The organism is Aeromicrobium sp. CFBP 8757 (genome assembly GCF_014841755.1).
Classification (GTDB): domain Bacteria; phylum Actinomycetota; class Actinomycetes; order Propionibacteriales; family Nocardioidaceae; genus Aeromicrobium.
This window is the reverse complement of sequence record NZ_JACYUM010000001.1, coordinates 411,874-438,245: the sequence shown is the minus strand read 5'-3', so window position 1 is coordinate 438,245 and position 26,372 is coordinate 411,874. Positions and strand designations below refer to the sequence as shown.

Here is a 26,372-nt window from a genome sequence, read left to right as displayed (position 1 = left end):
GGGTGGACGCGGTGTCGCCGCGTCGTCACTAGGCTGGGCCCCATGCACGGACGGTCACGGCTCCACCGGGCGCTGGACTCCGTGGGGTTCGACGTCCTGCTGGTCGGCGTGCTGCTGGTCGTCCCCCTGGTGATCGGGGCCGCCTCGTCACAGGCCGAGCTGCTGGTCAGCGCCGTCCTGGTCGCGCCTCTCGTGATGCGCCGACGCGCCCCCGTCGTCTCGTTCACGGCGATCGGCCTGATGCTGCTCGCCCAGGTGCTGCTGACCGACACGACGCTCTACGGCGACGTGGCCCTGCTCTTCGGGCTCTACGCCATCGCCGCGTACGGGCCGCGGTGGGCGGTGTGGGCAGGGCTCGCGACGGGGCTGCTCGGTGCGGTCGTCGCGACGGAGGACTGGCTCGGCGAGCTCAGCGACGCCCGGTCGTACCTCTTCTCGCTGACGTCGCTGGCGACGATCGCCTTCGCCTCCTGGCTGCTGGGCTACCTGGCGCGCACGCGCCGTGCGTACGTCGCGACCCTGGAGGAGCGTGCCGCGCAGCTCGAGCGCGACGCCGCCCAGCAGGCGCAGATCGCGACGGCCGCCGAACGTGCCCGCATCGCCCGCGAGATGCACGACGTCGTCGCCCACAGCCTCTCGGTCATGGTGGTGCAGGCCGATGGGGCGCTCTACGCGTCGCGTCGTCGTCCCGAGCAGGCCGTCGAGACGCTGCGGACGATCTCGGCGACGGGGCGGTCGTCGCTGACCGAGATGCGCAAGCTGCTCGGTCTGCTGCGCGACGAGACCGCCGGCGCGGCCCTGGCCCCCGTGCCCGGGGCCGGCGACCTCACCGACCTGGTCGCGCAGCTGCGCGACAGCGGACTGCCCGTCGAGCTCGACGTCGCGGGCGACCTGACACGCCTCGACGTCGCCACGGGCCTGACGACGTACCGGATCGTGCAGGAGGCGCTCACCAACACGCTCAAGCACGCCGGCCCCGACGTCTCGGCCTCGGTCGAGGTGCACGTCACGACCGACACGGTCCGCATCCGCGTCGACGACGACGGCCGCGGCTCGTCGGCCGCCGACGACGGCCAGGGGCACGGCATCGTCGGCATCCGCGAGCGCATCGCGGTCCACGAGGGCGAGGTCGAGGCCGGTCCGCGGCCCGGCGGCGGCTTCCGCGTGACGGCCGTCGTGCCCCTGCAGCCGCCGAGGGAGCACCCGTGAAGGTCTTCCTGGTCGACGACCAGCAGCTCGTGCGGGCCGGCTTCCGCATGCTGATCGAGTCGCAGGACGACATGGAGGTCGTCGGCGAGGCCGGCGACGGCGCCGAGGCCGTCGAGCGGCTCGCCGCGACGGCCGCCGACATCGTGCTGATGGACGTCCGCATGCCCCGCATGGACGGCGTCGAGGCCACGCGCGCCCTGGCCGCGCGGGGCGAGCGTCCGCGGGTCGTCGTGCTGACGACGTTCGACCTCGACGAGTACGTCCACGACGCGCTGCGGGCGGGGGCGTCGGCCTTCCTGCTCAAGGACGCCCCGCCCGAGGTGCTGCTCGCGGCGGTGCGCGACGTCCACGCCGGCGACGCGGTCGTGGCCCCCAGCGCGACCCGACGCATGCTCGAACGCTTCCTGCGCCACCCGACCGCCGCCGATCCCGACCACGACGTGCGACTGGCGCCACTGACGGCGCGCGAGCGCGAGGTGCTCGGGATGATCGCCCGCGGGCGGTCCAACCGCGAGATCTCGGCCGAGCTGTTCCTCGCCGAGGCCACCGTCAAGACGCACGTCGGTCGCATCCTGGCGAAGACCGGGTCGCGCGATCGCGTCCAGCTCGTCGTGCTGGGCTACGAGACCGGGCTGGTCGCCCCCGGCACCTGAGTCATACCCAGGTCGTACGCCGAGGGACGAGCGGGGTCCCTCAGGCTGACGACCGGCCGCTCGATCCTTCCTAGCGTGGTGGACGCACCCATCGTCCAGCACAGGAGCACCCATGAGCGCGTCCCCCGTCCTCACCCACCCGCAGACGTCGCCCGGCATCGCCGCCCGCACGACGGGGCTGACCAAGGTCTACGGCAGCGGCGAGGCGCAGGTCCATGCCCTCGCCGGTGTCGACCTGACGATCGAGAGCGGACGCTTCACGGCGATCATGGGCCCGTCCGGCTCCGGCAAGTCGACGTTGATGCACTGCCTGGCGGGGCTCGACCAGGCGACCTCTGGCGAGGTCGTCGTGGGCGACCAGCGGCTCGCCGCGATGTCCGACAACGAGCTGACGCGCTTTCGCCGGCACCACGTCGGCTTCGTCTTCCAGGCCTTCAACCTGCTGCCGATGCTGACGGCGAAGCAGAACATCCTGCTGCCGCTCGACCTCGCCGGCGTCGACCCCGACTGGGCGTGGTTCGACGAGCTGATCGGCGTCCTGGCGCTGAGCGACCGCCTGGGCCACCGGCCCACGCAGCTGTCCGGCGGGCAGCAGCAGCGCGTCGCGGTGGCCCGTGCGCTGATGAGCCGCCCGCAGATCGTCTTCGCCGACGAGCCGACCGGCAACCTCGACAGCCGCACCAGCTCGGAGGTGCTCGACTTCCTGCGACGGTCGGTGCGTGAGCTCGGGCAGACCGTCGTGATGGTGACGCACGAGCCGTCGGCCGCGGCGTACGCCGATCGCGTCGTGCTCGTGGCCGACGGCCGCGTCGCGGGCCAGCTCGACGCCCCGACGCAGGACGACGTCCTCGACGCGCTGCGCACGATGGGGGCCTGAGCCGTGCGCACCGTGATCCTCGCCTCGATGCGCACGTACGCGCGTCGCTACGTCGCGGCCCTGCTGGCCGTCGTGATCGCCACGGGCTTCATCGTGGCCGTCAACGCGCTCAGCGCCGCCGCCCGCGACGGCTCCGCCCGGGCGGTCGGGCAGCAGTACGGCCGCGCCGACCTCGCGATCCCCGGCACCGGCGACCTCGAGGGCTTCGCCGACGTCGTGCGGCGGGTGGCCGCCGTCGACGGCGTCGACGCGGTCGCCGTCGACTGGACCGCGTACGTCGGCGCGACCCTGCCCGACGGACCGCACGACCTGGCGCTCGGCAGCATCGCCACCTCGGCGGCGCTGCGCTGGCAGGAGGCGACGACCGGACGGCTGCCCGCCCCGGACGCCGGCGACGAGATCGCGCTGTCGGCCTCCGACGCGCGACGTCACGGCGTGTCGCCCGGCGACACCGTCACGCTCGACCTGCCCGGTGGCGACCGCCGGATGACCGTGACCGGCACCGTCGACGACCAGGACGGCCCGCTGTCGGCCGCCGTCTACCTGCCCGAGAAGGCGTTCGCGTCGCTGGGCGACGTCGCGGGACCGGTCGATGCCGTCGTCGCGACGCGCGGCGACCCGTCGTCGGCGCGCACCACCGTCCAGGCGGCGGCCGGCGACACCTCGGTCGTCGACGGTGCCGCGTACCGCGAGACCCTACGACTCGACGCCACCCGGGGCGTCGACGTGTTCCAGAAGCTCATCTACGTCTTCGCCGGCATCTCGCTGTTCGTCGGCGCGCTCGTCATCGCCAACACGTTCACGATCCTGCTGGCCCAGCGCGCCCGCGACCTCGCCCTGCTGCGCTGCATCGGCGCGGTCCGGTCGCAGGTGGCGCGTTCGGTCGTGGTCGAGGGCGTGCTGCTCGGCGTGGTCGGCTCGATCGCCGGCGTGCTGCTGGGACTCGGCGTCGCCGTCGCCGGCGCGGGGCTGATCGGGCACCTCTCCCCCACGACGCCGATGGGATCGCCGTCGCTGTCCCTCGCGTCCGTCGCGGTGCCCGTGCTGCTGGGCGTCGCCGTCACCGCCGCGGGCGCGTACCTGCCCGCGCAGCGCGCCGGTGCGCAGTCGCCGCTCGCGGCGCTGCAGCACCACGACGTCGTCGAGCTGCGCACCCGCTCGGGGGCCGTCCGCCTCGTCGTCGCCGCGGCACTGCTCGCGACGGGCGGGGCCGGGCTCGCAGCGGGGCTGGCAGGATCGCTGCTCGTCGGGATGCTCGGCGGGATGCTGTCGTTCATCGGCGTGCTGCTGCTGACGCCCGTCATCGTCCCGGCCGCGATCCGGGCCGCCGGCCCGCTCGCACGTCGTCTCGGCCTGGCCGGCCGCCTCGCGCACCTGAACTCGCTGCGCAACCCCCGGCGCACCGCGGCGACGTCGACGGCCCTGCTGATCGGTGTCACGCTCATCACGGCCGTCGTGGTCGGATCGGCCTCGATCTCGCACAAGGTCAGCACCTCCCTCGACGTCAACAACCCGATCGACCTGACGGCGACGTCGTCCGGGTCGATCCCCGGTCGGGTCGCCGACGACATCGCGGGCGTCGAGGGCGTCGACGGCGTCGCCGAGCTGCCCGGCGTCTCCGCGCGGGTCGGCGGTCAGGACGTCGAGGTGCTGGGCGTCGACGACGCGGCGCTCGACCTCGTCCACGGCACGCCGACGTTCTCCCCGCTCGCCCCCGGCACGATCGTCCTGCCGTCCGGCATGACGTCGGCCGAGCTGTCGCCGTCGGGCGAGACCGTCGCGGTCACGATCGCCGGCGAGACGCGCGACATGACCGTCGCCCACGGCACCGGCTTCGGCGAGTCGCCCCTGGTGAGCCGAAGGACGCTCGACGCGATCGGCGCGACGTCCGACGGCACCCGCGCGGTGTGGGTGCGGGCCGACGCCTCGGCCGACCCGGGGGACGTCACCGCGGACGTCACGGCCGTCGCCCGCACCGCCGACCTCGACGTCTCCGGCGGGCTGCCGGACCGGGCCGACGTCGTGAAGGTGCTCGACGTCATGCTCAGCGTCACGATCGGACTGCTCGCGATCGCGGTGCTGATCGCGCTGATCGGCGTCGGCAACACGCTCAGCCTCTCGGTGCTCGAGCGGGTCCGCGAGAACTCGCTGCTGCGGGCGCTCGGGCTCGAGCGGTCGGGGCTGCGCGCGATGCTCGCGATCGAGGCGCTGCTGATGGCCGGCGTCGCCGCGGTGCTGGGCGTCGCCCTCGGGACGGCGTACGCGTGGTTCGGTGTCCGGACGGCCTCGGTCGGCGTCTTCAGGACGTCACCGGGGCTCACGGTGCCGTGGGAGCAGATCGGCCTGATCCTGCTGGTCGCCGCGCTCGCGGGCCTGGTCGCCTGCGTCCTGCCGGCCCGCCGCGCGGCCCGGATCACACCCGCGGCGGGTCTGGTGGCCGACTGAGGCTGCGGGTCCGGGACGGGGCTCCTACCGTGGATGGCATGACCGACATCCAAGCCCAGTCCCGGACCCTCCTCGACCTGCACGCGGCCCCCGAGCTGCTCAAGGTCGTCAACGTGTGGGACGCCATCAGCGCCCGCGTCGTCTCCGACGTCGAGGGCATCCACGCCCTCGCGACCGCCAGTCACTCGATCGCCGCGTCGTACGGCTACGAGGATGGCGAGAACATCCCCGTCGAGCTCATGATCGAGGCGGTCGGCACGATCGTGTCGGCCACCGAGCTGCCCGTCACGGCCGATCTCGAGGCCGGCTACGGCAACCCGGGCGACACCGCCCGCCGGGCGATCCAGGTCGGCGTCGTCGGCGCCAACCTGGAGGACCAGATGAAGCCGCTCGCCGACTCGGTCGCCGCGGTCGAGGCCGTCCTCGCGGCCGGTCACGCCGAGGGCATCGACTTCGTCCTGAACGCCCGCACCGACGCGTTCGTCAAGGCCGGTGACCGCCCGCACGCCGACGTCCTCGCCGACGCGATCGAGCGCGGCTCGGCCTACCTCGCGGCGGGCGCGCCGGTCGTGTTCGTGCCCGGCCGGCTGACCGAGGACGACGTCAACGCCTTCGTCGACGCGTGGGGCCCGCAGAAGCTGACCGTCATCGGCGTGCCGGGCTCGCTGCCGCTCGCGCGCCTCGAGGAGCTCGGCGTCGCACGGGTGTCGTACGGGCCCACGAGCCAGTCGGTCGCCCTCATGGCCCTGCAGGACCTGACGGCCGACATCGTCGCCGGCGGCGGCCTGCCGGAGGACTTCCGCGGTCTCAACTGACCCACGGGCTCACGAGCCACCCCCTCACCCACGGGTGGGCGGGTGGCTCGCGAGCGTCAGGTCAGGCCGTTGGCCCGGCGGATCTCGTCGACGATGCGGTCCATGATCGTGGTCATGCCGAAGTCCTTGGGCGTGAAGACCGCGGCGACGCCGGCGGCCTCCATGCGGCGGGCGTCCGACTCCGGGATGATGCCGCCGACGATCAGCGGGACGTCGCCGATGCCGGCGTCCTGCATGGCCTTCTGCACGTCGGGGACGAGCTCCATGTGCGAGCCCGACAGGATCGACAGTCCGACGGCGTGGACGTCCTCGGCCACCGCCGCCGCGACGATCTGCGCCGGCGTCAGGCGGATGCCCTGGTACACGACCTCGAAGCCGGCGTCGCGGGCACGCACCGCGATCTGCTCGGCCCCGTTGGAGTGCCCGTCGAGGCCCGGCTTGCCGACCAGGAACCGCAGGCGGGTGCCCAGCTCGTCACCCGTCGCCCGCACGCGCTCACGGACGGCCGTCAGCTCGGCCCCGGCCTCGGCGACGCTCGCGACCCCGCTGACGCCCGTGGGCGCGCGGTACTCGCCGAACACCTCGCGCAGCGCGCCGGCCCACTCCCCGACCGTCGCCCCGGCCCGCACGGCCTCGAGCGTGGCCTGCATCAGGTTGGCCTCGGTCTTGGCCTCGCGCTGCAGCCGCTGCAGGGCCTCGTCGACGGCGCCCTGGTCGCGCTGCTCGCGCCAGGCTCGCACGTCGGCGATCGCGTTGCGCTCGGCCTCGGGATCGGCCGTCATGATCGCGCCGTCGAGATCGGCGGTCAGCGGCGACGGCTCGGTCTCGACGTACGAGTTGACGCCCACGACCTTCATCTCGCCGCTCTCGATGCGGGCACGGCGCTCGCTGTGCGAGCCCACCAGGGCCTGCTTCATGTAGCCGGACTCGACGGCCGCGACGGCTCCGCCCATCGCCTGGACGCGGTCGATCTCGGCCTTGGCGCCCTCGATCAGCTCGGCGACCTTGGCCTCGATGACGACCGAGCCCTCGAAGATGTCGTCGTACTCGAGCAGGTCGGACTCGAAGGCCAGCACCTGCTGCAGGCGCAGCGACCACTGCTGGTCCCACGGACGCGGCAGACCCAGCGCCTCGTTCCAGGCGGGCAGCTGGACGGCGCGCGCCCGCGCGTCCTTGCTCAGCGTGACGCCGAGCATCTCGAGCACGATGCGCTGCACGTTGTTCTCGGGCTGCGCCTCGGTCAGGCCCAGCGAGTTGACCTGCACGCCGTAGCGCAGACGTCGCATCTTGGGGTCCTGGACGCCGTAGCGCTCGCGGGTGATCTCGTCCCACAGACGTCCGAAGGCGCGCATCTTGCACATCTCCTCGACGAAGCGCACGCCGGCGTTGACGAAGAACGAGATGCGGCCGACGACCTTCTCGAACTCCTCGGGCGGCACCTGGCCGGAGTCGCGCACCGAGTCGAGCACCGCGATCGCGGTCGTCAGGGCGTAGGCGAGCTCCTGCGTCGGCGTGGCTCCCGCCTCCTGCAGGTGGTAGCTGCAGATGTTGAGCGGGTTCCACCGCGGGATCGTGCTGACGGTGTACGCGATCATGTCGGTCGTCAGCCGCAGCGACGGCGCGGGCCCGAACACGTACGTGCCGCGCGACAGGTACTCCTTGATGATGTCGTTCTGGGTCGTCCCCGACAGCGACGACGGGTCGACACCCTGCTCCTCGGCGGCGACCTGGTACATCGCCAGCAGCCACATCGCGGTGGCGTTGATCGTCATCGAGGTGTTCATGGTGTCGAGCGGGATGTCCTGGAACAGCCGCCGCATCGCGCCGAGGTGCGGGATCGGGACGCCGACCTTGCCGACCTCTCCCCTGCTCAGCTCGTGATCGGGGTCGTAGCCCGTCTGCGTGGGCAGGTCGAAGGCGACCGAGAGACCGGTCTGGCCCTTCGCGAGGTTGCGACGGTAGAGAGCGTTCGATTCTGCGGCCGAGCTGTGTCCGGCGTAGGTCCGCATCACCCAGGGCTTGTCAGGCATAGCCAGCAGGTTACCTGTCCGTAACCTGCTGAGGACAGAGTGCGGCGTGGATCACATCCACTCGCCGCCTAGGATCGGCGCATGGTCAACCTCACGCGGATCTACACCCGAACCGGCGACGACGGCACGACGAACCTGGGCGACATGAGCACGACCAGCAAGCTCGACCTGCGTCTGGCCGCCTACGCCGACGTCGACGAGGCCAATGCGCAGATCGGCCTGGCCCTGTCGTTCGGGACGCTCGACGACGACGTCGCGGCCGTGCTGACGCACGTGCAGAACGATCTGTTCGACGTCGGTGCCGACCTGTCATGCCCCGTGGTCGAGAACCCCGAGTACCCGCCGCTGCGCGTCGAGCCCGCGTACGTCGACCGCCTCGAGGCGTGGTGCGACCACTACAACGAGCAGGTGCCCAAGCTGCGCTCGTTCATCCTGCGCGGCGGCACGCCGGCCGCGGCGTCCGTGCACGTCGCGTGCACCGTCGTGCGACGCGCGGAGCGGTCGGCCTGGGCCGCCCTCGAGGAGCACGGCGAGACGATGAACATCCTGACCGCGAAGTACCTGAACCGGCTCAGCGACCTGCTGTTCATCCTCGGTCGGTACGCCAACCGCGAGACCGGCGACACCCTCTGGGTGCCGGGTGGTGAGCGCTGATCGCGCTCTGCGCGATCAGCCGCGAACCAGGCTAGCGAGCGGAGCGAGCGTGAGCGTTCCGCGGCGAAGCCGCCCGCAGCGAAGCCAGGTGCGCGATCAGGCTCGCTCGAGCCGGCGCACCCACTGAGCTTCGCCTCGGGCTTCGCCCTCACGTTCGGCCGTGGGCGGCCTCACTGGCGAACTGGTGAGGCGAGCTCACGGGGCGACCGGGTGGGGCAAGCCCAAGGGCGAGCGAGCGGGGTTCAGTCCCAGTCGATGCGCTGGGTCGTGTAACCGCCGGAGACCGGTGCCGGCGCGTCCCAGTCGATGACCTTCGGAGCCTTGGGCTTCTTGACCTTGGCCTTCACCACGGCGGTGGCGTCACTCGACGTCGCGGCCGATGCGACGGGAGCGATCCCGACCACCGCCACGGCCGACACGAACACACCGACAACGAGTCGCTTCATCACGTCAGACACCTTCGGTTCCAGGGGGGGGGCGGGCCGATCGGCCCGGAGAACGTCTGTCGATTCTCGCCGCTGGGTCGCGGGGCGTCAACCACTTCGGCCGCATCGCCGGCGCCTAGAGGACGTTGTTGACCCGCTGGCCCGGGGGCGACGACTCGAGCCACGACAGCAGCCCCGTCAGCGCGTCCGGGCTCATCGCGAACTGGCGCACGTCCGAGGCGAAGGCGGTGCCCACGATCAGGTGACCCGGGTGGATCGCGTGCACCTCGTCGCCCTGCGGCTCACGGCGCCCGTCGATCTGCACGTCACCGCGCACGAACCGGTACCGCGGGCGCCACGACAGCGAGAACGTCCGGAACCAGCGCAGCTCGGTGTCGCCGTAGACCGCCAGGCCGTGCATCCACCCGCGCGCCTGCGCGTCGGCGCCGCGCGTCACGCTCATGTCGAACGCGCCGCCCGATCGCGCCAGCAGACGCCCGCGCACGAGCAGCCCGACCAGCAGCAGCACCAGCAGGACGACGACGAACAGCAGGGAGTCGAGCAACCACCACCACAGCGGCACGCCCATCTCCCTCCCGCCGTCTCAGGCCCCGTGAAGTGCTATGTCTTGTCGACGAGGCGCAGCTTGGCCTCGGCGCGGCGCTCGGCCTCGGTGTCACCCTCGGCGCGAGCGGTCTCGATGTCGGCCTTGACCGCCGCGGCGTCGATCTCGGAGGCCAGGAACGCGTCCTCGCTCAAGATCGACACGTGGTTGTCCGAGACCGACAGGAAGCCGTCACCGACCGCGACGCGGACGATCTCGGACCCCTCGAGCGGCCTGATCTCGACGACGCCGGGCACGAGCAGCGAGAGCAGCGGGGCGTGGCCCGACAGGACCCCGAGGTCTCCGGCGACGGTGCGCGCGAGAACCTCCCGGGCCTGTCCGGACCACACGACGCGGTCCGCCGCGACGAGCTCGATCTGCAGAGCCTTGCTCTGATCCGACGAAGCCATCAGATGCTCTTCTGGATTTCTTCCCACTTCTTGTCGACGTCTTCGAGACCGCCGCACATGAAGAAGGCCTGCTCAGCCACGTGGTCGTAGTCGCCGTCGCAGATCTTGGTGAAGCCGTCGATGGTCTCGTCGATCGAGACCGTCGAGCCCTCGATGCCCGTGAACTGCTTGGCCACGTAGGTGTTCTGCGACAGGAAGCGCTGGATGCGACGAGCACGCGACACGAGCGTCTTGTCCTCTTCGCTGAGCTCGTCGACACCGAGGATCGCGATGATGTCCTGGAGCTCCTTGTTGCGCTGCAGGATGCTCTTGACCCGGTTGGCCGTGTTGTAGTGGTCGGCACTGATGTAGCGGGGGTCGAGGATGCGCGACGTCGACGTCAGCGGGTCCACCGCGGGGTAGATGCCCATCGAGGCGATCTCGCGGTTGAGCTCGGTCGTGGCGTCCAGGTGCGCGAACGTCGTGGCCGGGGCCGGGTCCGTGTAGTCGTCGGCGGGGACGTAGATCGCCTGGAGCGACGTGATCGAGTGACCACGCGTCGAGGTGATGCGCTCCTGCAGGACGCCCATCTCGTCGGCCAGCGTGGGCTGGTAGCCCACGGCCGACGGCATGCGGCCGAGCAGCGTCGAGACCTCGGAACCGGCCTGCGTGAACCGGAAGATGTTGTCGATGAACAGCAGCACGTCCTGGTTCTGGACGTCGCGGAAGTACTCGGCCATCGTCAGGGCCGACAGGGCGACGCGCAGACGCGCTCCCGGCGGCTCGTCCATCTGGCCGAAGACCAGCGCCACCTTGTCGAGGACGCCCGACTCCTCCATCTCGACGATGAGGTCGTTGCCCTCGCGGGTGCGCTCGCCGACGCCGGCGAACACCGACACGCCGTCGTGGTCCTTGGCGACGCGGGCGATCATCTCCTGGATCAGCACGGTCTTGCCGACGCCGGCTCCACCGAACAGGCCGATCTTTCCGCCGAGCACGTACGGCGTCAGCAGGTCGATGACCTTGATGCCGGTCTGGAACATCTCGGTCTTGGGCTCGAGCTGGTCGAACGAGGGCGCCTTGCCGTGGATGCCACGACGCTCCTTGACCTCCCACACCTCGCCCTCGGCGAGGTTCATGACGTCACCGGTGGTGTTGAACACCTTGCCGAGGGTCTGGTCGCCGACCGGCACCGTGATGGGCTCGCCGGTGTTGGTGACCGTCGCGCCGCGGACGATGCCGTCGGTGGGACGCAGGCTGATCGCGCGGATCAGGCCGTCGCCGATGTGGAGGGCGACCTCGAGGGTCAGCGTCTCGGTGACGCCGTCGATCGTGGTGTCGACCTTGAGAGCGTTGTACATGTCGGGGATCGCGTCGCTCGGGAACTCGACGTCGATCACGGGGCCGGTGACACGAGCGACCCGGCCCGTGGCCAGCGTCGCGTCGTCCGTGGTCAGGTCTGCGGTCTGTGCAGTCATCTCTCTCACTCACTCCCAGCGGTGGCATCGGCGAGCGCGTTGGCGCCGCCCACGATCTCGCTGATCTCCTGGGTAATACCCGCCTGGCGGGCCTGGTTGGCTGTCCGGGTGTACTTCTCGATGAGGTCCTGCGCGTTGTCCGTCGCCGACTTCATCGCCTTCTGGCGTGCCGCGAGCTCGGAGGCCGAGGCCTGGAGCAGGCAGTAGTAGATGCGGCTGTGGACGTACTTGGGCAGCAGCGCGTCGAGGACGTCGTGGGCCGACGGCTCGAACTCGTACAGCGGCAGGACGTCGTCGGCGCTGGGCGCCTCCGTGCCCTCGACGACCTCGAGCGGGAGCAGACGGATAACGTCGGGCTCCTGCGTCAGCATCGACTTGAACCGCGTGAACACGACGTGCAGCTCGTCGGACGCCAGAGCGGGATCGAGCTGCCCCCCAGATTCAGCAGAGTCGTCGGTCTCGCTCAGGGCGAACGTGCGGACCAGCGTGTTGCCGATCTCGCGGGCGTCCGAGTACTGCGGCTGGTCGGAGAAGCCCGTCCACGACTCGACGAACTCGCGTCCGCGGAACCGGTAGTACGCCTCTGCCTTGCGACCGCTGAGGTACAGGTCGACGTCCTTGCCCTCGCCCTGCAGCTTCTCGACGAGGCGCTCGGCCTCCTTGAGCACCGCCGAGGAGTAGGCGCCGGCCAGACCACGATCGCTCGTGATGACCAGCACCGCCGCCTTGGTGGGGTTCTCCTTCTCGGTCGTCAACGGGTGGTCGACGTTGGAGAAGGTGGCGACGGCCGACACGGCGCGCGTGAGCTCACGGGCGTACGGCGCTGCCGCCGCCGCTCGCTGCTGCGCCTTGATGATGCGCGACGCAGCGATGAGCTCCATGGCGCGCGTGATCTTCTTGGTCGCCTGGGTCGACCTGATCTTCGCGCGTAGCTCGCGGACCGATGCGGCCATCGTCAGCCCCGCTTCTGCTTGACGATCTGCTCCTGCTCGACGTCTTCGTCGGACAGGGCCTCGAACTCCTCGTGACCGGCCTTGATCGAGCCGCCCCCGGAGGTCTCGAACTGATCGGTGAACGAGTCGTACGCCTGCTCGAGGGCCGAACGGTTGTCGTCCTCGAACTTGCCGGTCTCGCGGATGGCGTCGAGGATCCCGGCGTGCGAGCGCTTGAGGTAGTCGAGGAACTCGGTCTCGAAGCGCGACACATCCTCGACCGGGACGGCGTCGAGCTTGCCGGCCGAGGCCGCCCAGATCGACACGACCTGGTGCTCGACCGGGAACGGCGCGTACTGGCCCTGCTTGAACAGCTCCATGATGCGCTGACCACGGGCGAGCTGCTGCTTGGACGCGGCGTCGAGGTCGGACGCGAACATCGCGAACGCCTCCATCGCGCGGTACTGCGCGAGCTCGACCTTGAGCGAGCCGGTGACCTTCTTCATCGACTTCTGCATCGCGGCGCCACCGACGCGCGAGACCGAGATGCCGACGTCGACCGCGGGACGCTGGTTGGCGTTGAACAGGTCGGACTGCAGGAAGATCTGTCCGTCGGTGATCGAGATGACGTTGGTCGGGATGTACGCCGAGACGTCGTTGGCCTTGGTCTCGATGATCGGCAGACCCGTCATCGAGCCGGCGCCCAGTTCGTCGCTGAGCTTGGCGCAGCGCTCGAGCAGCCGCGAGTGCAGGTAGAAGACGTCACCCGGGTAGGCCTCGCGGCCCGGCGGACGACGCAGCAGCAGCGACACGGCGCGGTACGCCTCGGCCTGCTTGGACAGGTCGTCGAACACGATGAGCACGTGCTTGCCGGCGTACATCCACTCCTGGCCGATGGCCGAGCCGGTGTACGGGGCGAGGTACTTGAAGCCCGCGGAGTCGGAGGCGGGAGCGGCCACGATCGTGGTGTACTCCAGCGCGCCGGCCTCCTCGAGGGCGCCACGCACCGAGGCGATGGTCGAGCCCTTCTGGCCGATCGCGACGTAGATGCAGCGGACCTGCTTGTCGGGGTCACCCGACTCCCAGAACTCCTTCTGGTTGATGATCGTGTCGATCGCGATCGCGGTCTTGCCGGTCTGGCGGTCACCGATGATCAGCTGACGCTGGCCGCGGCCGATGGGGGTCAGCGAGTCGATCGCCTTGAGGCCCGTCATCATCGGCTCGTGCACGCTCTTGCGCTGCATGACGTTGGGGGCCTGCAGCTCGAGGGCGCGACGCTTGTCGGTCACGATCTCGCCGAGGCCGTCGATCGGGGCACCCAGCGGGTCGACGACGCGACCCAGGTAGTTGTCGCCCACGGGGACCGACAGGACCTCGCCGGTGCGGCGCACGGTCTGGCCCTCCTCGATCCCGGAGAACTCACCGAGGATGACGACGCCGATCTCGCGGACGTCGAGGTTGAGGGCGAGGCCCAGCGTGCCGTCCTCGAACTCAAGGAGCTCGTTGGCCATGGCCGAGGGCAGACCCTCGACGCGCGCGATGCCGTCACCGGCGGTCGCGACGATGCCGACCTCTTCGGTGGCCGCAGCGCTGGGCTTGTAGTCGGCCACGAACTTCTGCAACGCGTCACGGATCTCGTCCGGACGGATGGTGAGTTCCGCCATGTGTGTGCCTGCCTTCTTCTTCGGTGAAAGACTGTTTCGGGGGAGTTCTGGTCAGCCTGCGAGTCGCCGGCGGGCGACCTCGAGGCGAGTTGCCATGGAGCCGTCGACGACCTCGTCACCGACGGAGACGGCGATGCCTCCGACGATCGAGGGATCGACGACGATGTTGAGGTGGACGTCGCGCCCGTACTTCTTGGCGAGCGCGGCGGCGAGCCGGGTCTTCTCGGACTCGCCCAGCTCGGTGGCGACGCGCACCTCGGCCAGCAGGCGGCTGCGACGCTCGGCCGCGACGACGCCGAAGGCGGTCAGCGCGCGCTCGAACGATCCGGTCCGCGCGGCGGCGGCCTGCGAGGCCAGCGCCAGCGTCGTGCCCGAGACCTTGCCGCCCAGCAGGGTGCGCAGCAGCTCACCCTTGGCCGCGGGCGCGAGCGCCCGGTCGGAGACGATCTGGCGCAGCTCGGCGTCGGACCGCACGAAGCGGCCGACCTCGAACAGCTCGGTCTCGACCGCGTCGAGGTCGCCCGCACTGTCGGCCGAGGCCACCAGCGCGGTCACGCCGGCGGTCTCGAGACCGTCGGTGAGATCGCGACCCGACGCCCAGCGACCGCTGACAGCGACCCGCAGGACCGTCAGGGCGTCGGCACTGACCTTGCCGCCGAACACCTGCTCGGCCAGTCCGGCCTTGGCCTGCGCCTCGGTCGACGGGTCGGTCAGCACGCGCCGCAGGGCGGGTTCACGGTCGAGCGTCGCGACGATGTCGAACAGCTCGACTCCGAGGTCGCCCGACCCGGTCCCGGCAGCGCTCACGGCTGCCAGGACCTCGTCGAGAGACTTCGCTGAAATGCCTCGCATCAGTTCGCCGACTCCTCGAGCTCGGCGATGAAGCGCTCGACCGTGCGCTTCTGGGCCGCGGAGTCGTCGAGGACCTCGCCGACGATGCGACCCGCGAGCGCGGTGGCCATGGACCCGACCTCGCCCTTGAGCTGGGCCAGGACCTGGGCACGCTCGGCCTCGACCTGCGCGTGCGCCGTCGTGGTGATGCGCTCGGCCTCGGCCTGGGCCTGGGCCCGGAGCTCGGCGATGATCTGCGCGCCCTGCTCCTTGGCCTCCTCGCGGATGGCGGCGGCTTCGTGCCGCGCCCCCGCGAGCTGGGCCGTGTACTGCTCGAGAGCTGCCTTGGCCTCCTTCTGGGCGGCCTGGGCCTCCTCGATGCCACCTTCGATGGCCGCAGTGCGCTCCGCGTAGGCCTTCTCGAACAGCGGGGCGACGACCTTCCAGATCAGCAGGAGGAGGATCGCGAAGAAGACGAGCCCGATGACGATCTCCGCGAGGTGCGGGATCAGCGGGTTCAGCTCTTCCTCCTCCGCGTTCTCCGCGGCGGCGAACACGAGTGTCGAGATCATGTGGTTGCCTTTGGTCGAGTGATCGGAATCAGGTGTTGCTGGCCTTGAGGACGAACGCCAGGGCCAGTCCGATGATGAAGAACTGCTCGGCGAGGACGAAGCCGAGGATCGCGATCTGGCGCAGCTTGCCCTCAGCCTCGGGCTGACGGGCGACACCGGTGACGAACGCGGCGAAGATCAGGCCGACGCCGATACCGGGGCCGATCGCGGCGAGGCCGAGACCGACCATGTTCAGAGTGCCGATGGTTTCCACGGCGTTTCCTTTCGTTGCGACACGGAGAGTCCGCGTCGTGGATGTGGAGGGATGACGATGAAGTTGTCGTTCGGGTGCTGGTCTCAGTGCTCGTCAGCGATGGCTTCGCTGATGTACATCGAGGTCAGGAGGGTGAACACGTAGGCCTGGAGGAACATGATGAGGATCTCCAGGAAGCTGATGCCGATGGCCAGGACCACCGAGAAGACGCCGGCGACCTTGTTCAGGACGGGGTCGGAGTGGAGCAGCAGGTACTCGCCGCCAAGCGCGAAGAGGATCACGAGCAGGTGGCCGGCGAACATCGTGGCGAACAGACGCAGCGTCAGGGTGACGGGCCGCAGCAGGATGTTGGACAGGAACTCCAGCGGCACCAGCAGCAGGAGGATGGGGCCCTTCATGCCGGCCGGCACGGTCTCGTGCTTGAGGTAGCCGAGGAAGCCCTTCTTGGCGATGCCGGAGCCGTTGTAGACCAGCCACGACAGGACCGCGATGGCCAGCGGGTAGCCGATGTGCGACATCGTCGGGAACTGGATCACCGGGATGATGCCGTAGAAGTTGTTCACCAGCACGAACAGGAACAGCGAGAACAGGAAGGGCACGTACTTCTGGAAGTCGTGCGAGCCGATGTTCTCGCGGGCGATGCCGTTGCGGACGAAGCCGTAGACGAGCTCGCCGGCGAACTGCAGGCGTCCGGGGACCACCGCGGCGGGGCGGGCCATCGCGTAGAACAGCGCCACGATGATCACGACCGACAGCGCGACGAGCACCATCGGCTTGGTGACGGCCGAACCGGCGATGCCGGGGAGATCGAAGTCGGACGGCCCGGGGCTGGGCGGACCGGTAACCGCACCGAATGCGATGGAGGCGAGCGTCACTCATTCACCTTTGTCTCATGGCGCGGTCGCCCTCGACTCGCGTCGGTGGGGCATACGGCCAGCGTCATTGTCGTGCGAGGAGTCGTGCGCTTGGCAGTGACCCGGTTCGCTCTGCCGAGGCTATCAGGGTCTGCTCAGTCCTTGTTACTCAGGTCATAGGTCGGGGTGCGGTCGTTGCGGTACGCGACGATCTGCAGAAACGTCCACGCCAACGACGCCGCGATGGCCGTGATCCCGAAGGCCATGAAGTCGATCCGGTCGGCCAGGCCGCCGATGTCGAACAGCAGCGCGAGCACGATCAGGGCGGCCACCGACTTGACCCCGAGGAACGTCAGGGCGACCGGCAGCGACATCGCCGCGCTGCGCCGCACCAGCGGTGTCAGGACGACGGGGGTCGACCCGAGGAACAGGATCACGACCGCTCCCCCGAGCAACGCGCCGTAGACGCCGTCGGCCCCCTCGGCGACGCCGAACGCGGCGGCGGCGACCGCCGTGACGGCCACGACCGGCAGCAGCACGCGGCGCACCGCGCCCATCCGTCCGTTCCTCATGACCACACCTTCTCCTCGAGCTTGGGCAGCAGGAACACCGCCGCGACCGTCAGCACGGCCAGGGCGCCGAAGCCCGCGATGGACTGCCAACCGCTGAACAGGCTGATCACGACGCTGCCGAAGGCCACGAGGCCCGCGAACGCGTACATCAGCAGGACGGCGCGGCGGTGCGAGTGGCCGATCTCGAGCAGGCGGTGGTGGATGTGCATCTTGTCGGGGCTGAACGGCGACCGGCCGGCACGGGTGCGCCGGACGACCGCCAGGGCCAGGTCGACGAACGGCACCAGCAGGATCGTGAACGGCAGGATCAGCGGCAGCAGCGTCGGCAGGAAGCTGCGCTCGGCACCGCCGATGCCCTCGGAGATCTCGGTCGCCGGGAACTGGCCGGTCAGGCTGATCGACGAGCACGCCAGCACGAAGCCGATCAGCATCGAGCCCGAGTCGCCGATGAACATCCGGGCCGGGAAGAAGTTGTGCGGCAGGATGCCGATGCAGGCCCCCGCGAGCGCCGCCGTCAGCAGCGCCGCCGCGATGGCACGCGTCTCGCCGTTCTCGACCGCCAGCACGAAGGCGTAGGCGAAGAAGGCCACGGCGCCGATCGCGACCATCCCGGCCGCGAGCCCGTCGAGGCCGTCCACGAAGTTGACCGCGTTGGCCGTCCCGACGATCAGCAGGACCGTGAAGATCATGGCCTGCGCCTGGTCGAGGCCGATGTAGTTGCCGTACAGCGGCAGGTAGTAGAACTGCACGCCCTGCGCGACGACGATGATGCCGGCCAGCACCTGGCCCGCGAACTTGCTCAGCGCGTCGAGCTCGTAGAGGTCGTCGACGACCCCCACGACGCAGATCACGATGCCGCCCAGCACGACGGCGCGGACGTCGTCGAACACCCCGTCGTCGGCCAGCGAGAGGAACGGCAGGCTCGTCGCGACGAGGTAGGCCGCCAGGAGCCCGCCGAGCATCGCGGGACCGCCGAAGTACGGGGTCGGGATGGCGTGGACGTCGCGGTCGCGCACCCGCGCGACGGCGCCGAGGTGATAGGCGGCCTGGCGGGCGATCGACGCCAGCAGGTACGTCACGCCGAGGGCCACGCCGAAGACGACCAGGTACTCGCGCACTAGGCGGGCCCGCCCTCGGTGTCGTCCGCCGGCTCGATCGTGTTGTTGAACTGGTGCAGCACCTCGAGCGGGACGGCGCCCTGGCGCAGCACCCGCGGGGTCGTGCCCGTCGCGTCGAGGATCGTCGAGGGCGTGCCCGACGCCGTGGGCCCGCCGTCGAGGTAGACCGCGACCCGGGCACCGAGCATGCGCTCGGCCTCGTCGACGTCCTGGGCCGCCGGGGAGCCCGTCGTGTTGGCGCTGCTGACGGCCAGCGGGCCGGTCTGCTTCAGGAGGGCGAGGGCGCGCCTGTCGTCGGGCATGCGGACCGCGACGGTGTTGTGCGTCTCGCCGAGGTCCCACGTCAGCGAGGGCTGCTGCCGGCACACGATCGTCAGCGGGCCGGGCCACAGCGCCTCGACCATCGTGCGCAGCCACGCGGGGACGTCGACGGCGAGCGCGTCGAGCGTGGTGGGGGCGCCGACCAGCACCGGGGGCGGCATGTCGCGGCCGCGGCCCTTGGCGTCGAGCAGGTTCTGGACGGCGCGGGGCGAGAACGCGTCGGCGGCCAGGCCGTAGACCGTGTCGGTCGGCAGCACCACCAGCTTGCCCGTCTCGAGGGCGGCCTGCGCAGCCAGCAACCCGCGGTCGTACTCCTCGTCCACGCTGCAGTCGAACCTCACCCGCCCATCCTAGGCGGTCGCCCCTGTCCCCCACCCCACCGCCGACGAGTCACTCCCGCCGCGTCGCGAGTGACCCACGCCCGCCCGCGAGTCACTCCCGCCGCGTCGCGAGTCACTCCCGCCGGACCACGAGTGACTCGTCGGCGGGCGTACGTGACTCGTCGGCGGGCGTGAGTGACTCGTCGGCGGGCGTACGTGACTCGTCGGCGGTGCTCAGAACCAGCTGACCTGGTGGAGCAGGAAGGCGATCGTGAGGAACTGGATCAGGCGGCCGGTGAACACCATCGTGAGGAACAGCCACTGCGGCTGCTTCGACGCGCCCGCCAGGATCGTCACGAGCGCGAGGGGCGGGATGCCCGTCAGCGACGACATGAACGCGGTCAGCCCACCCGAGTACGGCCGGTCGAGCAGCGTCAGGAGCCAGTCGTTGACGCGCTTGACCCACCGGAAGAAGCGCGTGCGCGCGAGCCGTCGCCCGACCCGTCGCATGAACGCCGTGAACGCGCTGCGGGGTGGCCTCGGCTCGACCATGCGGATCTTGTTGGTGCCCTTGCGGGCGAGCTGGAAGACGAAGGCCTTGCCGATCGTCGTGGCGATGACGTGGATCAGGATCAGCAGCGCGAGGAACGGCCGGCTGTTGACGGTCGCCCCGATCGCGACGACGTAGACCTCGGCGTTGACGAACACCGGGAGCACCGCTGCGCCGAGACCGACGGCGATCGCGGCACCGATCAGTCCCAGCTCGTCGAGGCCCATGGTGCGTCCGAGCCTATCGGCGGGGCTTGGTGGCGGTGACGTAGCGGGGTCGGTCGGCGAGGTCGCGGTGGTCGCGCACGTCGGACCAGCGTCCCGTGAAGACGGCCGGGGCCGACTCGCCCTGCGCGTCGGCGTGCTCGGCGCCCACGACTCCCCCGGGCCTCAGCAGCCGCCACGCGACGCGGTCGACGACGCGCATCGCGTCGAGGCCGTCGTCGCCCGACCACAGGGCCAGCGCGGGGTCGTGGTCGCGGGCCTCGGGGGCCACGCTCTCCCACGCGTCGAGCGGGATGTACGGCGGATTGGCCACGACGACGTCGACCTGGCCGTCGAGGTCGGCGAAGGCGTCGGCCATGTCGCCGAGCCGCAGGTCGACGCCCGTGCCCACCAGGTTGCGGCGTGCCCACTCGAACGCCGGCTCGTCGAGCTCGACGGCGTGCACCCGTGCACCGGGCACCTCGTGGACGACCGACAGCGAGATCGCCCCCGCACCCGCGCACAGCTCGACGACGACCGGCGCCTCGAGCGTCCGGGCGTGGTCGATCGCCCACCCCGCGAGCAGCTCGGTCTCGGGCCTCGGGACGAAGACCCCCGGCCCCACCTCGACGTCGACGTAGCGGAAGCCCGCCGACCCCGTCAGGTGCTGGAGCGGCACCCGGGACGCCCGGGCCTCGACGAGCCGCTGGAACTGCTGCACCTGCATGCCGTCGGGGCGGGCCGCGCCGAGCAGCATCATGCGTGGCACGCCCGTGACGTGGCTCAGCAGCACCTCGGCGTCGTGGCGCGGCGACGACACTCCCCCGGCGTCGAGATCGGACGTCGCCTGCTCGAGCAGGCGCTCGGCCTGCGACCGGACGGCCATCGTGCGCCTACGCCCCGGACTCGACGGCAGCGAGCCGGACGGCCAGGTCGGCGTCGACCAGCGAGCCGATGACGTCGTCGAGCGCCCCGTCCATGACCTGGTCGAGGTTGTACGCCTTGAAGCCAGTGCGGTGGTCCGACAGGCGGTTCTCGGGGAAGTTGTACGTGCGGATGCGCTCGGAGCGGTCGACCGTGCGGATCTGCGACTTGCGCACGTCGGACGCCTCGGCGTCGGCCGCCGCCTGCGCCGCGTCGAGCAGGCGCGAGCGCAGGATGCGCATCGCCTGCTCCTTGTTCTGCAGCTGGCTCTTCTCGTTCTGGCAGCTCGCGACGATGCCGGTCGGGACGTGCGTGATGCGCACCGCCGAGTCGGTCGTGTTGACGCTCTGCCCGCCGGGGCCCGACGACCGGTAGACGTCGATGCGCAGGTCGGCGTCGTGGATCTCGACGTCGACGTCCTCGGCCTCGGCCAGCACCAGGACACCCGCGGCGGACGTGTGGATGCGGCCCTGCGACTCCGTGACGGGCACGCGCTGGACGCGGTGCACGCCACCCTCGAACTTCAGCAGCGCGTGCGGGGCCTCGCCCGGCTCGGGCGTCCCCTTGGCCTTGACGGCCATCGTGACGGACTTGTAGCCGCCGAGCGCCGACTCCGTCGCGTCGAGGACCTCGGTCTTCCAGCCCCGCTGCTCGGCGTAGCGCGCGTACATCCGCTGCAGGTCGCCGGCGAACAGGGCCGACTCCTCGCCGCCCTCGCCGCCCTTGATCTCCAGCAGGACGTCCTTGGCGTCCTGCGGGTCACGCGGCACCAGGAGGCGCTGCAGCCGCTCGGACAGCTCGTGCAGGCGCGGCTCGAGGGCGTCGATCTCGGCGGCGAACGAGGAGTCCTCGGCGGCGAGCTCCCGCGCGGCCTCGAGGTCGTCGGTGGCCTGCTGGAAGTCGCGGTACGTCTTGACGATCGCGCTCAGCTCGGCGTAGCGCTGGCCGAGCTTCTTGGCCAGGCCCGGGTCGGAGTGCACCGACGGATCGCCCATGCGCTCCTCGAGCTCGGCGTGCTCGCGGACGAGGGAGTCGACGGCCTCGAACATGACTGGCTCCTGGGTGAGGGACGGACGGGGTGGACGCGGGGCGGACACAACGACAGCGCCGACCCGAGCCCGGTGGGGGCTGGGGTCGGCGCTGGCAGGTCGCTACTTCTTGGCGTAACGCTTCTCGAAGCGGGCGACGCGTCCGCCGGTGTCGAGGATCTTCTGCTTGCCCGTGTAGAACGGGTGGCAGGCGGAGCAGACGTCGGCGCGGAGAACGCCCTCGGGCGCCGTGCTCTTGGTCGTGAACGTGTTGCCGCAGGTGCAGGTGACCTCGGTGTCGACGTAGTCGGGGTGGATGCCGTTCTTCATGATGTGTCCTCTCGGCGGTCGCTGGGTCGTCCCGCGGAGTGCGGTGGCGTGAACCAGAACCAAGGATGAATTGTGCCAGTTGGCACACGGTTCAGCGAAATCGGGGGCGGGTTTATTCCGCGGGGAGGAGCTTCTCGATGTCGCCGCGGATCTTCTCGGGCTTGGTCGCCGATCCGTAGCGCTTGACGACGTTGCCCTCGGCGTCGACCAGGAACTTGGTGAAGTTCCACTTGATCTTGGACGGCCCGACACCGCCCTTCTCCTTCTTCAGCCACTGGTACAGCGGGTGGGCGCCGTCGCCGTTGACCTCGATCTCGGAGAACAGCGGGAACGAGACGCCGAAGTTCTTCTCGCAGAACGTCGCGGTCTCCTCGTCGCCGTCGGGGTTCTGGTTGCCGAACTGGTCGCACGGGAAGCCCAGCACGACCAGACCGCGGTCGACGTACTCCTGGTAGACCGCCTCGAGGCCCTTGAACTGGGGCGTGAAGCCGCACTGGGTGGCGGTGTTGACGATCAGCAGCACCTTGCCGCGGTAGTCGGCCAGGAGGCGCTCGGTCCCGTCGATCGAGGTCGCGGAGAAGTCGTAGGCGGTGGTCATGCGTCCATCGTAGGCGCGGCCCGTGGCACCGACCATCCCAAAGCTGCGCACCCGGGGCTTGTTGGCCGAAAACCTTCTGCGCGCAGAGAATCTGGCCTACCCTGAGGCTCATCGGACCCGAGGCCGCCCTGCCGGCCGGGGAGCGGGTCCGTCGGAACTGGGAGGTCCGACCATGAAGACTTTCGCCTGCGGAGACGTCGTGCCGGGATGCCGGGCGTCGTGGGTGTGCGACACCGAGGACGACATCCTGGTGCAGGTGGCCACGCACGCCGCCGACCACGGGATCGTCGAGGTCTCGGACGAGCTCGTGGCCGCGGTCCGGGCCCACATCGTCGCCGTCGCCTGAACGGCGTGGCCACGATGGGCTCGCTCCCCCGCCTGCCGGGGGTCGACACGACTGACGCGGGTCCCGCCCGTGACGCCGGTGTCAGGGTGCTGCACCAACCCATCCTCGACGTGGCGCGCGGCACGGCCGCGGGGTTCCACGCCGTGCCCGAGGTGTCGCGCGGACGTCTCGCCGACCCGGTCCCGCGCTGGGCCGTCACGGTGCGGACGATCGACGCCGCCCTGACCGCGTCGGCGACCCTGCCCACCAACACGTTCATCTCGGTGCCAGTCCCGCTCGACCTGGTCGCCGATCCCGCCGTCCGGTCGCGACTCGCGGCCCACGGCCAGCTCGGCGGGGTCGTGCTCGACGTGACGGACTTCAGCAGCGAGCTGGTCTCGCGGGCCGTGCCGGCGCTCGACGACTACCGTGCCGCGGGCGCCCGCATCGCGGTCGGCGGCCGGGACGACGCCCAGCCGGAGCTCGGAAGCATCGTGCGGCTGCGTCCCGCGATCATCCGCCTGGGTGCCGCGTGGACACGCGGCATCGACACCCACCCGAGCCGGCGCACCGCGATCGAGGTGACGGGCCAGCTCGCGGGAAAGCTCGACGCGTGGATCCTGGCGGACGCGGTCGAGACGGCCGCCGAGCTGCGGGTCCTGGCGCAGCTCGGCGTGCCGCTGGCGCGCGGGCCGTTCGTCGGCGTGGCCGGCCCGGCGTGGCCCGCGATCCCCGGCGCGACGCGGACCGCGCTGCCGCCGGCCACGAGGAGGCCGGACGGCGTGCTGCGATCGCTGCTGCAGCAGGCCTACACGACCCGCCACCCCGAGGCGACCCGCAGCGTCCTGGCCGAGGCGACGGGCTTCGAGCACGTCGTGGTGGTCGACGAGCAGCACCGCCCCGTCGCGCTGCTGCACCACACGGGCGGCCGGCACGAGCCGGTCGACGTCATGACCGTCAACGTCGACACCCCGGTCGCCGATGCCGTCTCCCGCGCCATGGCACGGCCCCCGGAGCACCGCTTCGTCCCCCTGTGCTGCACCGACGGGGCGGGACGCTTCGTCGGGATCCTGCGCATGGAGCGGCTCATGGCGCACCTCGTCGACGGCGCCTCGGGGCAGCCCACCTGACGGGGGTCGCCCCGATCGACGCGGACGACGAAGGGGTGGGCCCGCTCCTGCGGATCCACCCCTCGTCAGTCGGCGGGCCGGGCGTCGTGCCCGGCCCGTGACGGCTCAGCCCGCGGGCAGCGCCTTGGTGACCTGCGTCAGCAGGTCGGCGTTGTCCTTGGTCCTGGCGAGCGTCTCGAGCACCAGCTCGAGACCCTTCTGACCGTCGACACCGGCCAGGCCGCGGCGGAGCCGGCCGGCCTCGGCGAGCTCGTCGGCGCCCATCAGCAGCTCCTCGCGGCGCGTGCTCGACGCGGTGAGGTCGATCGCCGGGAAGATGCGCTGGTCGGCGAGGTCGCGGCGCAGACGCAGCTCCCAGTTGCCGGTGCCCGTGAACTCCTCGAAGATGACCTCGTCGGTGCGCGAGCCCGTCTCGACGAGCGCCGTCGCGAGGATCGTCAGCGAGCCGCCGTCCTCGACGTTGCGGGCCGCGCCGAAGAACTTCTTCGGCGGGTACAGCGCGGACGAGTCGACCCCGCCGGACATGACGCGACCCGACGTCGGACCGGCCAGGTTGTAGGCGCGTCCCAGCCGGGTGATGCCGTCGAGCAGCAGCACGACGTCGTGGCCCAGCTCGACCAGGCGCTTGGCCCGCTCGATCGCGAGCTCGGCGACCATCGTGTGGTCGGTCGCGGGACGGTCGAACGTGGACGCGATGACCTCGCCCTTGACGGAGCGCTGGAAGTCGGTGACCTCCTCGGGACGCTCGTCGACCAGGACGACCATCAGGTGGCACTCGGGGTTGTTCGCCGTGATGGCGTGCGCGAGCTGCTGCAGGACCATGGTCTTGCCGGCCCGGGGCGGCGAGACGATGAGACCGCGCTGACCCTTGCCGATCGGCGCGACCAGGTCGACGACGCGGCCCGTGACACCGCCGGCCTCGCCCTCGAGGCGCAGGCGCTCGGTCGGGTGCAGCGGCGTGAGCTGCGAGAACTCGACCCGCTTGGTGGCCTCGTCGAGGCTCATGCCGTTGACCGAGTCGATCTTGACCATCGGGTTGAACTTCTCCTTGCGCTCGCCCTCGCGGGGCTGGCGCACCTGGCCGACGACGGCGTCACCGCGGCGAAGGCCCCACTTGCGGACCATCGACAGCGAGACGTAGACGTCGTTGTCGCTCGGCAGGTAGCCCGTCGTGCGGACGAAGGCGTAGTTGTCGAGGATGTCGAGGATGCCCGCGGCGGGCACCAGGACGTCGTCCTCGGTGTAGGACGTGTCGACGTCCATCGCGCCGCCGCGACCGGCTGCGGCACCGTTGCGGTTGCGGCCGCGACGGTTGCGGCGACGGCCGCCCATCTCGTCGTCGTCCTCCGGACCGTTCGCCGGGGCACCGCCCTGGTTGCGGTTCTGCGCGGGCGCGTTGCCGCCGTTCTGGTTGTTCTGGTTGTTCTGACGGCCGCCGCCCTGGTTGCCGTCCTTGGCCTGGCCGCCGTCCTTGGTCTGCGCGGCGTCCTTGTTCTGGCCGCCGTCCATGTTCTGGCCGCCGTCCTTGTTCTGGCCGCCGTCCCTGTTCTGACCGCCCTGGCCTCGGCCGCGACCCCGTCCACGGCCGTTGCCGGTTGCGTTGCCGTTGGCGTTGCCGCCGTCGGAGTCGTCGTCCTTGGGCTGCTCGTCGGCACGGCCCTCGGCGCGCGTGTCTGCCTTGGCGTCGCGGTCCTTCGCGGCGGCGCGACCCGCGCGGGCGGGCTGCTCGGCCTCGGGCTCGGCCACCTCGGCGGAGGCCTGGTCGGCCTTCTCGGCGGCCGGCTTGTCGGCCTTGGCGCGACGGCTCCGGACGGGCTTCTCGACCTTCGCCGGTGCGTCGGCCGCGGCAGCGGTCGCGGTGTCGGTCGAGGGCTCGGCGACGGGCAGCGTCACGGCCGCCGGCGGCGTCGTGTCGACGGCGGGGCCGGAGGCGGCCTTGACCGCGGCCTTCGTCGAGGTGCCCGCGTCGCCGCGGGCGATCTTGATGGCGTCGATCAGAGCGCCCTTGCGCATCTTCTCGGCGCCGGTGATGCCGAGCTCGGAGGCGATCTCCTGGAGCTCGGCGAGCACCTTGCCGCCCAGTCCTCCGCCGGTGCGCCTCGGCGCGGCGGTGGCCGCGGGAGCGTCGGTCGGCGTGGACGCGTCGGATGTGGTGGTGTCGGTCACGTAGGTTCCTTACGGGGGATGAGGCCACACGGCCAGTGCTCCGGGAGTCCGGGAGGCATCAGGGCTGGCCCGTATCTGACGGGCGGCGAAGTGGCACTGCTC

At 71.0% G+C, this 26,372-nt stretch carries 28 protein-coding genes; 8 read left to right on the top strand and 20 right to left on the bottom strand.

Annotation, left to right across the window (positions count from 1 at the left end):
- The first annotated feature begins 42 nt into the window (after positions 1-42).
- From IFT73_RS02140 to IFT73_RS02120, 5 genes are all read left to right on the top strand, one after another.
- The gene (locus IFT73_RS02140) at positions 43-1,209 is read left to right on the top strand and encodes a sensor histidine kinase (RefSeq protein ID WP_192166184.1); all 1,167 of its coding nucleotides are present in this window, start codon (positions 43-45) and stop codon (positions 1,207-1,209) included.
- Positions 1,206-1,862 carry a response regulator gene (locus IFT73_RS02135; RefSeq protein ID WP_371811136.1) on the top strand — a complete coding sequence of 219 codons (657 nt, stop codon included), beginning with the start codon at positions 1,206-1,208 and terminating at the stop codon, positions 1,860-1,862. The genes IFT73_RS02140 and IFT73_RS02135 overlap by 4 nt, the downstream gene beginning before the upstream one ends.
- A gap of 112 nt (positions 1,863-1,974) precedes the next feature.
- Positions 1,975-2,739 carry an ABC transporter ATP-binding protein gene (locus tag IFT73_RS02130; protein ID WP_192166183.1) on the top strand — a complete coding sequence of 255 codons (765 nt, stop codon included), beginning with the start codon at positions 1,975-1,977 and terminating at the stop codon, positions 2,737-2,739.
- A gap of 3 nt (positions 2,740-2,742) precedes the next feature.
- Positions 2,743-5,184 carry an FtsX-like permease family protein gene (locus IFT73_RS02125; RefSeq protein WP_192166182.1) on the top strand — a complete coding sequence of 814 codons (2,442 nt, stop codon included), beginning with the start codon at positions 2,743-2,745 and terminating at the stop codon, positions 5,182-5,184.
- A gap of 38 nt (positions 5,185-5,222) precedes the next feature.
- Positions 5,223-5,999: an isocitrate lyase/phosphoenolpyruvate mutase family protein gene (locus IFT73_RS02120; protein WP_192166181.1), complete on the top strand. Its 777-nt coding sequence runs from the start codon at positions 5,223-5,225 to the stop codon at positions 5,997-5,999.
- 56 nt (positions 6,000-6,055) lie between these two features.
- On the opposite strand, the gene IFT73_RS02115 is transcribed toward IFT73_RS02120, so the two are convergent.
- Positions 6,056-8,029, bottom strand: coding sequence for a protein meaA (locus tag IFT73_RS02115; RefSeq protein ID WP_192166180.1), 1,974 nt, complete (start codon positions 8,027-8,029; stop codon positions 6,056-6,058).
- A gap of 81 nt (positions 8,030-8,110) precedes the next feature.
- Between IFT73_RS02115 and IFT73_RS02110 the strand changes: the two genes are divergently transcribed.
- Positions 8,111-8,683, top strand: a complete 573-nt coding sequence (locus IFT73_RS02110) for a cob(I)yrinic acid a,c-diamide adenosyltransferase (RefSeq protein WP_056607223.1) — start codon at positions 8,111-8,113, stop codon at positions 8,681-8,683.
- Between the two features lie 242 nt (positions 8,684-8,925).
- On the opposite strand, the gene IFT73_RS02105 is transcribed toward IFT73_RS02110, so the two are convergent.
- From IFT73_RS02105 to IFT73_RS02020, 18 genes are all read right to left on the bottom strand, one after another.
- Positions 8,926-9,129, bottom strand: coding sequence for a hypothetical protein (locus tag IFT73_RS02105; protein ID WP_192166179.1), 204 nt, complete (start codon positions 9,127-9,129; stop codon positions 8,926-8,928).
- Between the two features lie 115 nt (positions 9,130-9,244).
- A complete protein-coding gene (locus IFT73_RS02100) occupies positions 9,245-9,691 on the bottom strand; it encodes a DUF2550 domain-containing protein (protein ID WP_192166178.1) in 447 nt (148 codons plus the stop codon).
- Positions 9,692-9,729: 38 nt separating this feature from the next.
- Positions 9,730-10,122, bottom strand: a complete 393-nt coding sequence (locus IFT73_RS02095; protein ID WP_056607219.1) for a F0F1 ATP synthase subunit epsilon — start codon at positions 10,120-10,122, stop codon at positions 9,730-9,732.
- Complete coding sequence (atpD, locus tag IFT73_RS02090) at positions 10,122-11,579, bottom strand: F0F1 ATP synthase subunit beta (protein WP_056607217.1); 1,458 nt, start codon at positions 11,577-11,579, stop codon at positions 10,122-10,124. Before atpD ends, IFT73_RS02095 begins: the two co-directional genes overlap by 1 nt.
- Before the next feature lie 5 nt (positions 11,580-11,584).
- Positions 11,585-12,532, bottom strand: a complete 948-nt coding sequence (locus IFT73_RS02085; RefSeq protein WP_192166177.1) for a F0F1 ATP synthase subunit gamma — start codon at positions 12,530-12,532, stop codon at positions 11,585-11,587.
- Positions 12,533-12,534: 2 nt separating this feature from the next.
- Positions 12,535-14,175, bottom strand: a complete 1,641-nt coding sequence (atpA, locus tag IFT73_RS02080) for a F0F1 ATP synthase subunit alpha (RefSeq protein WP_192166176.1) — start codon at positions 14,173-14,175, stop codon at positions 12,535-12,537.
- A gap of 51 nt (positions 14,176-14,226) precedes the next feature.
- Complete coding sequence (locus IFT73_RS02075; RefSeq protein ID WP_082556096.1) at positions 14,227-15,027, bottom strand: F0F1 ATP synthase subunit delta; 801 nt, start codon at positions 15,025-15,027, stop codon at positions 14,227-14,229.
- Positions 15,027-15,578 carry a F0F1 ATP synthase subunit B gene (locus tag IFT73_RS02070; RefSeq protein WP_056607208.1) on the bottom strand — a complete coding sequence of 184 codons (552 nt, stop codon included), beginning with the start codon at positions 15,576-15,578 and terminating at the stop codon, positions 15,027-15,029. Before IFT73_RS02070 ends, IFT73_RS02075 begins: the two co-directional genes overlap by 1 nt.
- A gap of 28 nt (positions 15,579-15,606) precedes the next feature.
- Complete coding sequence (locus IFT73_RS02065; RefSeq protein WP_197983596.1) at positions 15,607-15,807, bottom strand: ATP synthase F0 subunit C; 201 nt, start codon at positions 15,805-15,807, stop codon at positions 15,607-15,609.
- Between the two features lie 107 nt (positions 15,808-15,914).
- The gene (atpB, locus tag IFT73_RS02060; protein WP_371811135.1) at positions 15,915-16,706 is read right to left on the bottom strand and encodes a F0F1 ATP synthase subunit A; all 792 of its coding nucleotides are present in this window, start codon (positions 16,704-16,706) and stop codon (positions 15,915-15,917) included.
- A 134-nt stretch (positions 16,707-16,840) separates the two neighbouring features.
- Entirely contained in the window at positions 16,841-17,257 is a 417-nt protein-coding gene (locus tag IFT73_RS02055; protein ID WP_192166175.1) for a hypothetical protein, read from the bottom strand.
- Positions 17,254-18,375 (bottom strand): glycosyltransferase family 4 protein, encoded by a 1,122-nt coding sequence (locus IFT73_RS02050; protein WP_056607199.1) that lies wholly within the window; start codon positions 18,373-18,375, stop codon positions 17,254-17,256. The genes IFT73_RS02055 and IFT73_RS02050 overlap by 4 nt, the downstream gene beginning before the upstream one ends.
- Positions 18,375-19,037, bottom strand: a complete 663-nt coding sequence (locus IFT73_RS02045) for an L-threonylcarbamoyladenylate synthase (protein WP_192166174.1) — start codon at positions 19,035-19,037, stop codon at positions 18,375-18,377. The genes IFT73_RS02050 and IFT73_RS02045 overlap by 1 nt, the downstream gene beginning before the upstream one ends.
- 213 nt (positions 19,038-19,250) lie before the next feature.
- Positions 19,251-19,793, bottom strand: coding sequence for a VTT domain-containing protein (locus IFT73_RS02040; protein ID WP_192166173.1), 543 nt, complete (start codon positions 19,791-19,793; stop codon positions 19,251-19,253).
- A gap of 13 nt (positions 19,794-19,806) precedes the next feature.
- Positions 19,807-20,655 carry a peptide chain release factor N(5)-glutamine methyltransferase gene (gene prmC / locus IFT73_RS02035; protein ID WP_192166172.1) on the bottom strand — a complete coding sequence of 283 codons (849 nt, stop codon included), beginning with the start codon at positions 20,653-20,655 and terminating at the stop codon, positions 19,807-19,809.
- A gap of 7 nt (positions 20,656-20,662) precedes the next feature.
- A complete protein-coding gene (gene prfA, locus IFT73_RS02030) occupies positions 20,663-21,742 on the bottom strand; it encodes a peptide chain release factor 1 (protein ID WP_192166171.1) in 1,080 nt (359 codons plus the stop codon).
- A 102-nt stretch (positions 21,743-21,844) separates the two neighbouring features.
- Entirely contained in the window at positions 21,845-22,051 is a 207-nt protein-coding gene (gene rpmE / locus IFT73_RS02025; protein ID WP_056607186.1) for a 50S ribosomal protein L31, read from the bottom strand.
- Between the two features lie 112 nt (positions 22,052-22,163).
- A complete protein-coding gene (locus IFT73_RS02020) occupies positions 22,164-22,649 on the bottom strand; it encodes a glutathione peroxidase (RefSeq protein ID WP_192166170.1) in 486 nt (161 codons plus the stop codon).
- A gap of 172 nt (positions 22,650-22,821) precedes the next feature.
- On the opposite strand from IFT73_RS02020, the gene IFT73_RS02015 reads away from it, so the two are divergent.
- Complete coding sequence (locus IFT73_RS02015; protein ID WP_192166169.1) at positions 22,822-22,995, top strand: DUF1059 domain-containing protein; 174 nt, start codon at positions 22,822-22,824, stop codon at positions 22,993-22,995.
- A 14-nt stretch (positions 22,996-23,009) separates the two neighbouring features.
- Positions 23,010-24,104 (top strand): EAL domain-containing protein, encoded by a 1,095-nt coding sequence (locus IFT73_RS02010; RefSeq protein ID WP_244632921.1) that lies wholly within the window; start codon positions 23,010-23,012, stop codon positions 24,102-24,104.
- A gap of 105 nt (positions 24,105-24,209) precedes the next feature.
- Here the strand turns inward: IFT73_RS02010 and rho are convergent, their stop codons facing one another.
- Positions 24,210-26,270, bottom strand: coding sequence for a transcription termination factor Rho (gene rho, locus IFT73_RS02005; protein WP_192166167.1), 2,061 nt, complete (start codon positions 26,268-26,270; stop codon positions 24,210-24,212).
- Positions 26,271-26,372: the final 102 nt, after the last annotated feature.

Bases quoted from the DNA above. Each gene is read 5' to 3' on its own strand.
- IFT73_RS02110 (WP_056607223.1), top strand. From the start codon at position 8,111: ATGGTCAACCTCACGCGGATCTACACCCGAACCGGCGACGACGGCACG.
- IFT73_RS02055 (WP_192166175.1), bottom strand. From the start codon at position 17,257: ATGAGGAACGGACGGATGGGCGCGGTGCGCCGCGTGCTGCTGCCGGTC.
- IFT73_RS02040 (WP_192166173.1), bottom strand. From the start codon at position 19,793: ATGGGCCTCGACGAGCTGGGACTGATCGGTGCCGCGATCGCCGTCGGT.
- atpD (WP_056607217.1), bottom strand. From the start codon at position 11,579: ATGACTGCACAGACCGCAGACCTGACCACGGACGACGCGACGCTGGCC.
- IFT73_RS02115 (WP_192166180.1), bottom strand. From the start codon at position 8,029: ATGCCTGACAAGCCCTGGGTGATGCGGACCTACGCCGGACACAGCTCG.
- IFT73_RS02010 (WP_244632921.1), top strand. From the start codon at position 23,010: ATGGGCTCGCTCCCCCGCCTGCCGGGGGTCGACACGACTGACGCGGGT.
- prfA (WP_192166171.1), bottom strand. From the start codon at position 21,742: ATGTTCGAGGCCGTCGACTCCCTCGTCCGCGAGCACGCCGAGCTCGAG.
- IFT73_RS02015 (WP_192166169.1), top strand. From the start codon at position 22,822: ATGAAGACTTTCGCCTGCGGAGACGTCGTGCCGGGATGCCGGGCGTCG.
- prmC (WP_192166172.1), bottom strand. From the start codon at position 20,655: ATGGCCGTCCGGTCGCAGGCCGAGCGCCTGCTCGAGCAGGCGACGTCC.
- IFT73_RS02075 (WP_082556096.1), bottom strand. From the start codon at position 15,027: ATGCGAGGCATTTCAGCGAAGTCTCTCGACGAGGTCCTGGCAGCCGTG.
- IFT73_RS02130 (WP_192166183.1), top strand. From the start codon at position 1,975: ATGAGCGCGTCCCCCGTCCTCACCCACCCGCAGACGTCGCCCGGCATC.
- IFT73_RS02105 (WP_192166179.1), bottom strand. From the start codon at position 9,129: ATGAAGCGACTCGTTGTCGGTGTGTTCGTGTCGGCCGTGGCGGTGGTC.
- IFT73_RS02140 (WP_192166184.1), top strand. From the start codon at position 43: ATGCACGGACGGTCACGGCTCCACCGGGCGCTGGACTCCGTGGGGTTC.
- IFT73_RS02120 (WP_192166181.1), top strand. From the start codon at position 5,223: ATGACCGACATCCAAGCCCAGTCCCGGACCCTCCTCGACCTGCACGCG.
- IFT73_RS02065 (WP_197983596.1), bottom strand. From the start codon at position 15,807: ATGGTCGGTCTCGGCCTCGCCGCGATCGGCCCCGGTATCGGCGTCGGC.
- IFT73_RS02070 (WP_056607208.1), bottom strand. From the start codon at position 15,578: ATGATCTCGACACTCGTGTTCGCCGCCGCGGAGAACGCGGAGGAGGAA.
- rpmE (WP_056607186.1), bottom strand. From the start codon at position 22,051: ATGAAGAACGGCATCCACCCCGACTACGTCGACACCGAGGTCACCTGC.
- IFT73_RS02020 (WP_192166170.1), bottom strand. From the start codon at position 22,649: ATGACCACCGCCTACGACTTCTCCGCGACCTCGATCGACGGGACCGAG.
- IFT73_RS02095 (WP_056607219.1), bottom strand. From the start codon at position 10,122: ATGGCTTCGTCGGATCAGAGCAAGGCTCTGCAGATCGAGCTCGTCGCG.
- atpA (WP_192166176.1), bottom strand. From the start codon at position 14,175: ATGGCGGAACTCACCATCCGTCCGGACGAGATCCGTGACGCGTTGCAG.
- IFT73_RS02085 (WP_192166177.1), bottom strand. From the start codon at position 12,532: ATGGCCGCATCGGTCCGCGAGCTACGCGCGAAGATCAGGTCGACCCAG.